Annotated in this window: 6 protein-coding genes and 4 pseudogenes; 3 read left to right on the forward strand and 7 right to left on the reverse strand. The window is 67.9% G+C overall.

Annotated features, from left to right (window positions below; translation table 11 throughout):
• Nucleotides 1-691: 691 nt before the first annotated feature.
• Entirely contained in the window at nucleotides 692-3205 is a 2514-nt protein-coding gene (locus AB0C96_RS42520) for a Helicase associated domain protein (protein WP_362925610.1), read from the forward strand.
• Nucleotides 3206-3288: 83 nt separating this feature from the next.
• On the opposite strand, the pseudogene AB0C96_RS42525 reads toward AB0C96_RS42520, so the two are convergent.
• Nucleotides 3289-3567: pseudogene (locus AB0C96_RS42525) on the reverse strand (winged helix-turn-helix domain-containing protein); the annotation flags it as partial.
• 153 nt (nucleotides 3568-3720) lie between these two features.
• Here AB0C96_RS42525 and AB0C96_RS42530 point away from each other — a divergent pair.
• Complete coding sequence (locus tag AB0C96_RS42530) at nucleotides 3721-4935, forward strand: hypothetical protein (protein WP_362925611.1); 1215 nt, start codon at nucleotides 3721-3723, stop codon at nucleotides 4933-4935.
• Between the two features lie 105 nt (nucleotides 4936-5040).
• Here the strand turns inward: AB0C96_RS42530 and AB0C96_RS42535 are convergent, their stop codons facing one another.
• The 4 genes from AB0C96_RS42535 to AB0C96_RS42550 form a co-directional block, all read right to left on the reverse strand.
• The gene (locus AB0C96_RS42535) at nucleotides 5041-5370 is read right to left on the reverse strand and encodes a hypothetical protein (RefSeq protein ID WP_362925613.1); all 330 of its coding nucleotides are present in this window, start codon (nucleotides 5368-5370) and stop codon (nucleotides 5041-5043) included.
• A 240-nt stretch (nucleotides 5371-5610) separates the two neighbouring features.
• On the reverse strand, nucleotides 5611-6840 hold the full coding sequence (locus AB0C96_RS42540; protein ID WP_362925615.1) for a hypothetical protein: 1230 nt from the start codon (nucleotides 6838-6840) through the stop codon (nucleotides 5611-5613).
• 365 nt (nucleotides 6841-7205) lie between these two features.
• Nucleotides 7206-7538 (reverse strand): CU044_2847 family protein, encoded by a 333-nt coding sequence (locus tag AB0C96_RS42545; RefSeq protein ID WP_362925616.1) that lies wholly within the window; start codon nucleotides 7536-7538, stop codon nucleotides 7206-7208.
• Nucleotides 7539-7588: 50 nt separating this feature from the next.
• Nucleotides 7589-11149: a serine protease gene (locus tag AB0C96_RS42550; RefSeq protein WP_362925618.1), complete on the reverse strand. Its 3561-nt coding sequence runs from the start codon at nucleotides 11147-11149 to the stop codon at nucleotides 7589-7591.
• 208 nt (nucleotides 11150-11357) lie between these two features.
• Here AB0C96_RS42550 and AB0C96_RS42555 point away from each other — a divergent pair.
• A pseudogene (locus AB0C96_RS42555) lies at nucleotides 11358-11468 on the forward strand (hypothetical protein); the annotation flags it as partial.
• 192 nt (nucleotides 11469-11660) lie between these two features.
• Here the strand turns inward: AB0C96_RS42555 and AB0C96_RS42560 are convergent.
• Nucleotides 11661-11774 (reverse strand): annotated as a pseudogene (locus tag AB0C96_RS42560) (IS5/IS1182 family transposase); the annotation flags it as partial.
• A 91-nt stretch (nucleotides 11775-11865) separates the two neighbouring features.
• Nucleotides 11866-13101, reverse strand: a pseudogene (locus AB0C96_RS42565) (IS256 family transposase).
• Nucleotides 13102-13368 lie beyond the last annotated feature (267 nt).

Below are 13368 nucleotides of genomic sequence, written 5' to 3' on the forward strand. Positions count from 1 at the left end.
TCCGATCTCGCGGAGCGGGTCCCTTCGGGCTGCGCCCGAAGAAGCGAACACCCGCGCTACGCGCGGGTGTTCCGCTCACGCTCCGCGTGAGCGGATGCGGCTCGCTCCGCTCACCGCCACACGGCACGCGCTGCGCGCCCACCGCCAACCACAGTGCCAGCGCCTCGCGTTGCGAGGCGCGGTCGGCCTCCGGCCGACCCCGTGGCCTCCGCTGCGCTCCAGCCACAGTGACGCTCCGCGTCACCAAGCCGGCTACGGCCTGGGCGGGTCAGCGCACAGTTGATGGTCCGCCAGTGGGGAGGAGGAGAAGGGGGGTGACAGGCGGTCGGGAGGGTGCGTGAACACGGAGAACAGTCAACCAGACGAGAAAGCAGGTTGAGGGCCCGTCAAGGCCCTGTCTGGCTTGCGATAAGGGCAGAATAGCAACTTCAAGCCACGTTAGAGGGAATCTCTGGATTCTGTGTGCTTCATTTTTAGTAGTGAGATAATCTCTGGACTCAGAGCACGCCACCCGGAACCGCTCTGGAGGCTTATCGGGGTCCACCGCAAGCCCTTGCTGACTTCCCTGGTAGTCAGAGCAGTCAGTCAACAGCGTCAGGCCAACTGTAGCCATCGCAGCTCTTCTACGTGCAAGTTTCCAACTTCCCGCCGCTCGAATCGACCTGACGGCACCCAGGAGAGGCATACGGATATGTCGACCATGAACCGCGCCGATCAGCGCGAAGCCGCCCAGCGCGAAGCCATTGACGCGGTCCTTCGTGCCCTCGAATTGCCTGCAAGTTCTTTTGTGCCCGAGCGAGGACTCCGGACTCAGGTGATCATGGCGACCGGGTCCGGGAAGACCCGGGTCGCCGCCCGCAGCACGGAGGAGCTCCACGCAGGCCGCGTGCTGGTGCTCGTGCCCTCGCTGGACCTGCTCGCCCAGACCGAGGCCGCGTGGCGCGAGGGAGGCCGCCGGGGAGCCATGATCGGTGTCTCCTCCCTGCGGGGTGAGGAGGCATCCTTCCCCAACACCACGGACGTGGACGAACTGGTCGACTGGGTGCGGCCGTTCGACAGGGTCACCGTGTACGCCACGTACGCCTCGCTTGGGCTGGGCACTCTGGAGCGAGCGCACCAGGCCGGCCTTCCGGGCTGGGACCTGATTGTCGTGGACGAGGCGCACCGTACGTCCGGGCAGATCGGGAAGCCATGGGCGGTCGTGCACGACAACACCCGCATCCCGTCCCTGCGCCGCCTGTACATGACCGCCACACCCCGGCTGTGGCAGCTGGACGAGAACCAGGAGCAGGGAGCGCCAGGCGAGTTGGTGGCATCGATGGAGGATGACCCCAACGGGCCGTTCGGCAGCAGGTGTTTCACCTTGACGTTGTCAGAGGCGATCGACCGGGGAATCTGCGCGCCGTACCAGGTGGTCTGCGTGGACGTCACCGACACCCAGCTCCAGGCCGCGCAGCTGCTCGGTGCGGAGGGACGTTCAGACCAGGTGCGCGGGGCCCGGCTCGCCGCTCTCCAGACGGCCCTGGTCAAGGCGTCGGCAGAGGAGAACTTCCGCAGGACACTCGTCTTCCACCACATGGTGAAGGAGGCCGAGGCGTTCGCGACCGGCCTGCCCAACGTCGCCGCGCAGCTGCACGACGCCGACCCCGAGCTGTACCCGGCCACGGTCTGGGCTGACTGGCTATGCGGCGAGCACAAGCCGATCCACCGCCGGCGGGCTCTCGGGGAGTTCGCCGACCTCATCGCCACGGACGGCACTGTGGTGGAGAAGGGCTTCCTCAGCTCGGTAAAGGTCCTCGGGGAAGGCGTCGACACCAAGAACTGCGACTCGGTCTACTGGGCTGACGTGCGGGGCTCGATGCCCGACCTGGTCCAGGCGGTGGGGCGGGCGCTACGGATGCAGCCCGGCGAGGGCAAGGTGGCGTCGCTGGTCGTGCCGGTCCTGTTGGGGCCTGGGGAGACGGCGGACAACATGCTGACGTCCCGGGCGTTCGGCGGGCTGGCGAAGCTGCTGGAGGCGCTGAGGGCGCACGACGCCAGGGTCGTGGAGCAGTTGGCCGAGCAGCAGGCCCCGAGCCGCTACAAGCCCGTCCAGAAGGAGAGCAAGGACAAGGAGAAGGGTGCCGGGGGCGAGGGCGGCGGGCCCTCCGCCCCGGCGAAGGCGCTGTTGAAGTTCTCCACCCCGCGCGACCCGGCCTCCCTGGCCGCGTTCATCAACCTGCGCGTCCTCAATCCGGAGCACGAGCACTGGCGGCGCGGGATCGAGGCCGCCGTGATCTACGCCCGCGAGCGCGGCGACCTGAAGGTGCCGTTCACATACCGCGTCCCGGAGGGCCCGGAGACCGAGGCCGAAGGGTGGCCAGCCTCGCTCGCCAACTTCCCGCTGGGACAGTGGATCGCCGACAACCGGCGCTTCTACGCCCGCGGGAACATGGACAAGAACCGCGTCGAGCAACTGGAGAAGCTGGGCATGGTCTGGAGCCACTTCGACGTCGCGTGGGAGGAGGGCATGGCCGCCGTGCGCGGGTGGGCTGCCGAGAACGGGCACCTCCTGGCCCCGCTGGACGCCACCTTCCGAGGCGCGAAGGTCGGGATCTTCCTGAAGAACGCGCGGGCCGCCGCCCGGAAGGCTGCCGAGATCGAGCAGCGGCGTGCGGAAGGACTCCCGGTCGGATCGTCGGCCGGCGCCCTGTCGGAGGAGCGGCGCGAGCAGCTGGAGGAGATCGACCCCTCGTGGTGCCCCACGTGGCCCGTGGAGTGGCAGCGTGCCTTCCACCTCACACGTCGGCACCTGGAGCAGGGCGGCGAACTGCCCGCCGAACCCGGGGACGTCGTGCACCAGGGCGAGGATCTCGGGCGGTGGGTCCGTGCCCAGCGCTTTGGGTGGGACAAGCTCACCGGCGTGCAGCAATGGATGCTGGAGCAAGTCCTCGGGATCGAGCCTGCCGGCGAGGACGAGAAGCCGAAGCCCCGCACGAGCCAAGCCGACAAATGGGCAGCCAACCTCGCTGCCGCCCAGCAGTTCTACGAACGCGAAGGACACCTGAAGGTGCCACGCAAGCACGTGGAGACCGTGCTCGCCGACGAAGGCTGGGAGCTGCAATTCAAGCTCGGCGCCTGGGTCGCCAACCAACGCTCCAGGGCCACGACACTGACGCCGGAGCGCATGGAGCAGCTGTCCGCGATCGGGATGCGCTGGGCGTAGCCGTACGGACGAGCGGTGGGCCAAGTCTCCTTCCTCCACACCTCGACGGCATCGTCGTCGCGCTCGATAGCCCGCCGGGCCGGCTGCTGCCACGACCAGCCGTGCCGCTTCAGCAGCTGCCAGGTGCCCTCGACGGTGTAGGAGACGTGGAACAGACGGCCGATCAGTGTCTTGACCCGCGCCAGTGTCCATCGTTGGTCTGCCCAGCCATGAACCAGCGGGCCACGCTCCAACTCTCGTCCCAGCCTAGCGATCTGGGTCACGCTGAGCCGGGACCACCCCGGAGAGCCCTTCGACAGGCCCCCGGCCTCGCCGCGTTCGCGCCAGGCCCGACGCCACCGCTCCACCGAACGCTCGCTCACCCGAAGAGCGACGGCGATCGCCCGGTTTGTCTCCCGTAGCAGCGTGCGATCTGCGCTCCAAGCTAGCGAAATGCATGGCCGGAAACCCGCTCGAACGGACTCGGTGCCAGCCGTTAGCTTCGCTCAGACACTGCCATTCTTGAGGAGTACGCCTTGAGGACGCTTCCGTTAACCATCCGGCGGATATCCATGCTGGCCGCCGCGGTGGCCCTGGCGACCGTGGGCACCCTGGGTAGTGCCCCGGCCGCGTACGCCGCCGGACCGGTCGAGCTTCGCCTTGTCCCGCTCGGCGACGGCTACGAGGCCGGGCTCCAGCAGCAGGCCGGGTACTGGAACCTGAACCGGCTGTCGGCCGCCGCGCTCAACGGCGACGGGGCCGAGGCCGTCGCTCCGGCGGCCGGATGGGACGACACCGCCCGGCCCTGGGCTGGCGGCGGCAAGGTCACCCGGACGGCGGGCAAGCTGGTGATGCGGATGCGCAACGCCGATGGCACGGGCACGACCGATGACCTCGCGTCCTGCACCGCCACGGTGGTCAAGAGCCAGAACAAGAGCGTCGTGGTCACCGCGGCCCACTGCCTGCGCATCAACTGGGGCCTGAACGCTCCGCGGGACCTGAACCAGGTCGCGACGAACGTACTGTTCATCCCCGGCTTCCGGGGCGAGAACCTGCCGCGCGTCGCGCCGGGCACCGACCTGAACAGCGGCCCGGCGATCGACTCCGACGTCGCACCGTACGGCGTGTGGGCGGTAACCCGAGCCTGGTGGACCGAGGGATGGGCGGCTCAGGCCAACCACTTCAACAACAACGACATGGCCGCGATGGTCGTCGACAACCCTGCCGACGACCGCCCGATCGAAGAGGTCGTGGGCGGCGGCCAGCCGATCGGCTTCAACCCGGCCCGCACGACGCCGCGCACCAACTTCGGCTACCCCACCGTGAACTTCAAGAGCTACAGCGGCCCCAACTTCTCCAGTACCGGCGTTGCAGTGATCAACGGCTCCCCGAACGTCAACAACGTTCCCGCCGCGCAACAGCGCATCTACGACGGACGCTCCCTGCTCTTCAGCCAGGGTCCGTCCTGGATCAACCGCGAGTGGTGGTCGGACACCAACAGCGACCTGATGAAGACCCAGCTCAGCCCCGGCGCCAGCGGCGGCCCCTGGTTCAAGGACTTCGACCCGTCCACCGGCGAGGGCGTCCTAGTCGGCGTCACTTCGCACTTCGCCCAGTCCAGCACCGGCGGCCTCGACGCGATCGCCGAAGCCCAGTCCCGTGCCCCCAGCCCCTACATGGCCGGGACGAACTTCGGCGACCAGGAGAAGGCAGCCTTCGAGACGGCCCAGTCCGTCACCCCCGGAGCCTGACCACCCAGTTGGTTCACGGAGTGAACCAACTGGAGAAAGTGGGGAGCAGATAACAGAAGGACTCACCGACCGCGTCATCGGTGAGTCCTTCTGCCGCTGGGCGAGTCAGCGGGAGGAGACGAAGCCCTCCGACTGGTCGAGATGGAATGGAGAGCCGGAGCTCTCGGGAGTCCAACCGTTGGCGCGGGCGGTTCGAATGCTGTCAGCAACGTCGGAAGGCAGGACAGGGTCAGCCCGTCTGCCGAACCAGTTGTTTGGGTGTGGCTGGTTGGTCGTGATCACCAGTGTGGTGCCGGGAGTCTCTGCGTGTTCGACCGCATAGGTCAGGGGCGACCAGACCAGTCCCTGGTCGTAGGTGGGCCTTCCACGAAGCCTCCATCGGTAGGTGACGCCGTCGACGGTGATGCGCCGCGCCCCCTTCTTCACCAGGGCCATGCCCACGTCCTTTCTCAGGGCGAGGGTAGTGAAGGTCACCGGCCATGTCCCACAGGTTTCCTGCGCCCGGCAGCAGCAAACCCGCCTAGCCGTACCCGGCCGATCGCGGGGCGGAGGCCTCGTCGATGTGGCACGCGGATGCGGGCCATGACCGTCTCGAAGTCCGCGCGTCACCCGGCCTGGCCAGTGGTGACGGCAAAGGCCAGGAGCCGTGCTTCGTCGTCTGCGGCGAGGTGGACCTCAGTGGTCGGCTACATAGACCTTCTCGCCCAGCATGAGGGGAGCGTCGGCGGGGCCCTTGATGTAGGGGCCCCGCCAGATCAGGCGATGTTCCTGTGCGGACGGGTACCACTGCCGAACCTTGTGCATACGTACCGGCCAGCGGTGGTGATACGTCCTCACCTGCTTCTCCTCCCCTTCCTCCGCCAAGCGCTGTGCAGGCACCTGCTGGGTCAGGCGCACGACCCGGACGTCGGGGTCGTGCGGGTCTCTTATGGTCCTCTGATTGGAGGGCGGGCCTGTCAGGGGTTGGGTCGTGGTGACGCCCTGAGCTACGAGTCGCCAGAAGGCGAACATGTAGCGGCATGCGAAGTCGTCGTGGGGGTCTTCTACGTGGCCGCCGGCCCACTCACCGGTGTCGGCGACGGGCTCGGCGCGCCGGGCGGACGCCTGTGTGAGCGCGGTTTGTATCTGCTTGTGTTTCTCTGTCAGCAAGTCCACGAATCCGTCGTCTGTTGTACGGGCGGCTGCGTCCCCTCGCATCCCATACATCCCATCGGGCACAAGCCGGGGCAGAGGGTTGCCGGAGGCACTCGCGTAGGCCATGGCAGCTCGCCATTCTTCGGGCTGGACTGGGCCGTCTCGATCCATGTAGGTGCTGATGCGGACGCCTGCGTATTGCGCGGTGGGCAGCACCTGGTGCTGAGTGATGAACTGCCAGCCGTAGGCCACGGTGTCGGATAGCGATCCGATCCGGTTCACACACACCACAGGCTCGGGTAACACCAGGAAACCGCAAGGGACTACCACGTCCCGGTCTCGTGACAGGGTGCTGAGATCTCCGGGTTCCAGCGTGGCTGCAGCTGCCATGACGGAGGCATGGGCGGAGGGGGAGATGACCATCAACTCCGCGGTTTGCACGACATCCAGGTACTGCGCCAGCTGCCAGTCCGCAGCTACTTCCGGGCTGGAGGGCCACGGTGGCCGCCGGCCGAGCTTGCCTAATACCAGTGAACAGGTCATGTCCCACTCGGCGTTTCTTGGCGCATCACTGTTGAGCACCACCTGGTACATGTCGCTGAGCGTGTTCTGCGTATTGCCCGCCACGTTGAGGCGCACCCACGGATTGCCCGCCAGGTTCCGTAAGGTATCCGCCCTCATCCTGGAGGCCTTCACCGCTGCCTTGCCGGCAGTCCACTCACCACCACGGTCCCGACTACGTTGCCGTTTGCCCCGGCTCGCCTTCCCCATCCCGCCCCCTTCACCGATGTGCCCGAGAGCTACCCCCACCAGCCATATCGACACCGCCGTGAACGGCCTCGACGAGAGGAGTGGGTAGCTGATGAGCCTTAGCCCACGAAAGTCAGCCACGACGATGCAGACAGCCGACTCAGCAGGGCGGGACACACAGCAACCACCCCCGGGCATCAACCACGCCTTGTAGATAGCCAGCGGGTACAACGACGCTGCCGCAGACAGACGAGTGCGAGGGAGCACCCCGAGGACCGGAGCGCTTGCGCGAGAAGCCATGCTCGGTGTGGGTGTCGGCGGGGCTCCCGGCAAGGGCCTCGGCGGAGGCTGGGAGAGCTGTGCGCGACCTGCCAGTACCGGGAGGCTCATTCCTGGGCGGCTCGTCCGCCCTCCCAGCTGAGCTTGACCGTCAAGTGGCCGTCGAGGCTGGATTTGGCGATGACGGCACCGGCTTCGGTGCTCAGGCGCACCCCGAATTCCACCTCGATCTTGTCCGGGCACACGGGCGCATCTCGGAACTGGCCGAGGATCGTGGACGATGCGTCCCGCACACTGCTCAGTGCGGACCCGAGCGAGGTCGCCGCAGACCGGACCACATCCCGGGAACGGGACACCGGGCTGATCTCAGGGCCGTCCTCCGCGATCTCCACCAGCACCTCTCCGCCGTTGTCCAGCGCCCAGCGAGCGATCTCAGCCATGTGACACCTCATCCGTGAGTGATGGTGCGTGTTTCGTAGGTACTCCCGGCTCAAGGGCACAGGGATCCGTTGTACGCCCCGGAGGGGACCAAATTCTTGATGTTGCGCGAATCATTGACCTGGGGGCCCAGGAGCGCGCACAGTCGGTCGACGCCGGGCGGCTTCCTGATGGCTTCGCGTGGACCGGCCTCGGCCGCGGCCGCCACGCGCTGGAGGGGGCTCCGCCCGCCGGAGGCCGCCGACACGACGCCCAGCGCCGTGCCGTCGACGAGCAGGACTGGGCCGTCCGGGGAGTCACCAAGCGGCATCAGCGTCGACCAGGCCCCCGGATAGGAGTAGCGGCCGACGCGTTTTCCCGTGGTAAGTGACCTGATGGATACGCGGCTCCTGGCCTTGGCGACGAACTCGGTGATGTCGACGTTGTCGTTGATGGCGTCGGCATCGGGGAGGAGGGAGAACCAGGCGGCGGTCCCGGTGGAGTTGAGGGTGAGTGTCCCGTCCGCCTCCGCGGGGTCGAGGCGCGGGATGTACCCCGTCTGCGCGCCGGTGGCGATGTTCCAGGCCCTCAGCTCGGCTGGGGCGCCGGGCGCGCCCTTGAGCACCGCGGCGACGGTCCGGCCGTCCAAGCTCGTGGTGAAGTTCTGCGTCCGGGTCGGATCTGCCAGCGCGGTGCGGGTGATCCGATCGGGTTCCACGCGCACTCGGGTCAGGGTGACGTCGGTACGGATCGAGGACTCGTCTGCCTCGGCCTCGCCCAGGATCGCAGACTCGCCGTCCGGACCCAGCCAGAAGTCGAACACCGTGCTCCGCCACGGTAATACGGCCTTGCGGAGGAGCCTGCCGGTATTGAGGTCGAGGAGGTACAGGGTGTTGCGCTGGCCCGCGGCCGTCGTGGGCTCCAAGCTGTCCGGCAGCACCAGCCCGAGTACCCGATTGTTCGGATCGATGCTCATGGAGATCCGGCCGACCCGGGGCAGCGGGGCGAACTCGGTACCGAGGACGACCCGGTGTTCGACCGTGTCGTAGACGACCAGGCAGTTCTTGATGGTGGTGCTCATGGGGTCCGGCACAGGGCAGGAGCCGGGGACGCCCCGCTTACTCTCCATGTCCGGAAAGGGCTGGTCCGGGAACGTGACGTACCGTCCGTCGCGGCTGATCACCGCCTTGTTGGCCAGGTCGTTCTCCACCAGCACCCCGTCCAGGGGCTCAGCCACCAGCCCGCGCCCGGTGTCCCGCCACGGGACGATCTGGCCCTTCGGAGCGAGCGTGACCAGGGTCCGGCCGCCGGGCGCCACCAGGTGGGTCAGATCCTGAAGTGCCATCTGGTCGGCGTACGACAACGGGGGAACTTTCTGCGCGGTCGGTGTCGATGTCGGGGATTCGCCGCCTGGTGCCGTGGTCGTCGCACCGAGGTTCGGCACTATCCGGTCGACGGGACCCAGTCCGTCGAAGACGTCCGGCAGACCGCTGTCCGGGTGCGTACGATAGGAGCGCAGGCCCAGTTGCATCGCGCCGTAGGGGTCGTAGGAAGCCCGCTCCTCTGCCCTGGTACGCAGGGTTCCCGCGAGGGACTGCACCACCTGCTCGCTGCGGTTCTGGTAGGTCAGCGTCCCCGCCACCAGCGCGAGGGCCAGGGCGACGGAGACCGTGCCGTTCACTCGCCAGCGGCGCACCCGGCCGGCCATGATGTATTGAAGCTCCCGGGCGGAGAGATGGGCCTCGTGAGTGCGCCCCCACCGGCGGGCGTCCCTCAGCTCAGCACCGGCAAGCAGCCGCCTGCCCGGGCAGCCCTGTTCGGACCAGGTGGCCATGCGCTGCCGGAGAGTGTCCTGCCAGACGCGGAACGCGCGGTGCTCGTCGCAGAGCTCGCGCAGATGCTGCCAGTGCAACAGGAGCGAGTCGTGCGCCAGCTCGATACCGGAGGCGCCACTTGGGTCGCCGCCGATCCGGTGCATCACTAGCAGCCGTGAAGTGGCGAGGCGCTGCCCGACGGTCCACTGGTTCTCGTCGCACTCGTCGCGCAACGCGGTGCGGCGTACGGCGAGGTCGCCGTCGGGCAGGGGCCGGACCAGCTGGATGAGGAGCCGGTCGGCGACCTCCCGGCTCTCCGGGTCGATGCCGGCCCAGATCCGGTCCGCGTAGCGGGCGAGGGCCTCTGAGATGCCGCCCAGTTCCTCGTACGCCGCGTGGGTCATCAGGCCTGCCCGTCGGCGCTGCCACAGTTCGGCGAGAGTGAATTCGAGCAGGGGCAGGGGATTCGGGGTGTGCTTCAGGTCGTCCAGGATGCGTTCGACTAACCCGTCGGCGAAAGCGACCGTGCCGACACCCTCCAGCGGCCCGGTCATGACCCGGCGCAGTTCGGCCTCGGTCATCTCGCCCACGGTGACCGGCAGCCACGTCCGGGCCAGGTCGGCGGCGGCGCGATCGGTCAGCGCCGTCCCCAGAAAGGTGTCGCGCAGGTTCACCAGCACACACAGTCGGGACCCGGCGGACAAGCAGGGCAGAAGAGCGCGAACGAATGCGGAGCGGTCGTTGTCCGACGCCGCGAAGAACTCCTCAAACTGGTCCACGCACACGACCAGTTGGTCCGCACGGTGCTGCTCCAGCACAGCCGCCACGATGTCGGGCAGCTGTCCGCCGGCCAGCCGGACCTCGGTCGCGGCAACCGACTCCAGCCGGGCCACCGCTGTGAGGTCGGGGCGCATCAGCCGGTCGAGGGCGAAGGCCAGTGCGGTCAGCGGGGTGGCGGCGTCGGACGGGCGTAACGCCAGGGTGAGCCGGACGGTGCCGGAGGAATCGGCGGCACGCAGCCGGGGCACCACGCCTGCATGCCACAGCGAGGACTTCCCGATGCCTGATCCGCCGATGACGCTGATCAGCGGCACTCCGAAGCGGATGCGGTCGACGAGCTGACCGGCCAACTCCTCGCGCCCGTAGTAAAGATCGGCGTCCTGCTCGGTGAAGGGACGCAGCGCCCGGTACGGAGCGCGCCGCTCGATCACCTCGGCCAGCTCGGGCCACGCCTCCAGCAGCATATCCACCGGGAGCATGTAGCCGATCTTCGTGCCGGCGCCGGTGACCCGGTAGCCGACCATGCCCACGGCAGCGTCCGCGTCGGTGCTCCACACCGGGGCTCCGGAGAAGCCGGGGGCCAACATGGCTTGCCGTGCCGGGTCGCTCTCGATCTCCACCCAGCCCGTGGCAACGGGACCGCCCTGGCGCCCGTGCACCCAGGTGCCGAGCTCCAGACCGCGGGGAAAGCCCACCATGACCAGCGAACCGTCCAACTCCCCGTGCCGCCGGCTCAGGACGAGCGGCCGGGCGTCCGTAGGCGGTGGCTCCCGCAACCGGAGCCCGACGACGTCCATCCCGTGCTCCGGCACGGGAGGCCGCCAGGCGACGATGTCGGCGAGCTGCCGTCTGCCGGGAGCGAGCAGCGGGAAATCAAGACTGACCGAGGCCCCCTCGAGCGGGGGCTCGTCGGTGGATATCCCGAGAACTCCGGCGACCACGTGCGCGGCCGATACCAAGTGCCGGGGGCCGGCGAGAAAGCCGGCGCCGACGGGCTCGTCACCGTCCCAGATCCGGACCAGCCCAGCCTCAAGAGGCACACGCATATCAGACCCCCGTGTACTGACTTCTGCCTCAACGGTACCGGCATACCACCCCGCGCCCGGGGTGGTATGCCGGAACCCTTCGGACGCGAATCGAAGAGATCGTTTTCACTGTCAAAGGACAAGGCACCCTGCACATCACTCTGGACGCCCCTCACGATGGGACGACCCGCTCGCCGCGTACGACAAGCGGCGCCGACGGCCGATGGACATCTACCGCCGTCACCGTCCGGTGCACGGCGGCGCCGGCCACCTCCGGCCCGACGAGCCACGGGTCCTGGAAGAGTGGGACGACTTCACGTACCAGGTGGCCGGCACCGCGCCGAACCTCGCCGCGGCCCAGAACTGGGTCGCTGAGCTGGCGCGAAGCGGCTCGTGGCCCGGGGGTGGCTGGTCGAGCCGGCGCCGGGCCGGTTCACGCTCGCGAAGGGCGTGGCCGGACAAGGCGGCGGGTCATGAGCTGCGTCATCGACCAGTAGACCATCGCCTCGGCGCCGCTGGTGGATCGCTCGAAGTCGCGCACTATGCGGCGACTTCGCATCAGGTGGGCGAAGAACCGCTCCACGATCCAGCGCTTGGGCAATACGACGAAGCCGTGCATGTCGTCGCTGCGCTTGACGATCGGGGGCGAGAACCGCGTCAACGCCCTGACGTAGCCTCCGCGCCAGACCGGCAGGCGGTGTCGCGTTCCACTTCGCACCGGGTCTGTCCAATCAACGGCTGATCTTGGTTGTTGAGTTCAGTGGTTGGTGGTGGGGGGTGAGTCGGCCTTCGAAAGCGATCTGGAAGGCGTTGAGCGGGGCCTTCCAGCGCATCGTCCAGCGGCGTCGGCCCTGGCCGGTCGGGTCCAGGCTCATCAGTGCCATGTAGACGCACTTCAACGCGGCGGTCTCCGACGGGAAGTGGCCGCGGGCCCGGACAGCCTTGCGGATGCGGGCGTTCACGCTCTCGATCGCATTCGTCGAACAGATCACCTTGCGGATCTCGACGTCGAAGGAGAGGAAGGGCACCATCTCGGCCCAGGCGTCGGACCACAGCTTGGTCACGGCCGGATACTTGGTGCCCCACTTCTCGGAGAACTCCAGGAACCGCTCAGTCGCGGCGGACTCGCTCGGTGCGGTGTAGACAGGCTTCAAGTCCTTGGCGACCTTGTCCCAGTCCTGGCGGGCAACGTAGCGGATGCTGTTGCGGATCAAGTGAACGATGCAGGTCTGAACGACAGCTCGTGGCCAGACCGTCTCCACCGCGTCAGGCAGCCCCTTCAGGCCATCGCAGACGAGCATCAGGACGTCTTCGACGCCACGGTTGCGGAGTTCGGTGAAGACCTGGAGCCAGTGCTTGGCGCCCTCGCCGCCGTCGCCCGCCCAGATGCCGAGGATCTCGCGGGTGCCCTCGACGGTGACGGCCATGGCCAGGTAGATGGGGCGGTTGGCGACCTGGCCGTCGCGGATCTTCACGTTGATGGCGTCCACGAAGACGACCGGGTAGACGCGGTCGAGCGGGCGCGACTGCCATTCGGCCATGCCCTCCGTCACCTTGTCTGTGATCGTGGTGATGGTCTGCTTGGACACGTCCGCGCCGTAGACCTCGGCCAGGTGAGCAGATATCTCCCCGTGTGTGAGGCCCTTCGCGGACAGGGAGAGCACCATCTCGTCGACTCCGGTCAGCCGGCGCTGACGCTTGCGAACGATCTGCGGCTAGAAGGTGCCGGCGGTGTCGCGGGGCACCCTCACCTCGACCGGGCCGACATCGGTCAACACGGTCTTCGCTCGCGTGCCATTGCGGGAGTTGCCGCTGTTCCTGCCCATAGCGTCGTGCTTGTCATAGCCGACGTGGTCGGTGATCTCGCCTTCCAGGGCGGACTCCAGCACCCGCTTGGTCAGCTGCTGCAGCAGCCCGCCCTCGCCAGTCAGCTGCAGCCCGTCGGAGCGGGCTCGGTCGACCAGCATGGCAATCAGCTGCTCGTCCGACACCGCCTCCGCGGCCGACTCGACAACCGACTCCTCTGCTTCATGCTCCGTGACGGTCTCGCTCATCAGGCGTCTCCTTGATCATCGGATCCGCCGTCTATTGGACACTCCCGCCCCTGGACGCCAGCCTCGCCGCGGTGAGCACCCAGCTTACTGAGGTTTTCGTTAGTTCTGTGGGTGTGGTTGGTGGATGGTCAGTCCTGTGTGGATGAGGAAGGACCAGGGGAGTTGGTCGTTCTGGCTGAT

Source organism: Streptomyces sp. NPDC048506 (genome assembly GCF_040651315.1).
Lineage (GTDB): Bacteria > Actinomycetota > Actinomycetes > Streptomycetales > Streptomycetaceae > Streptomyces.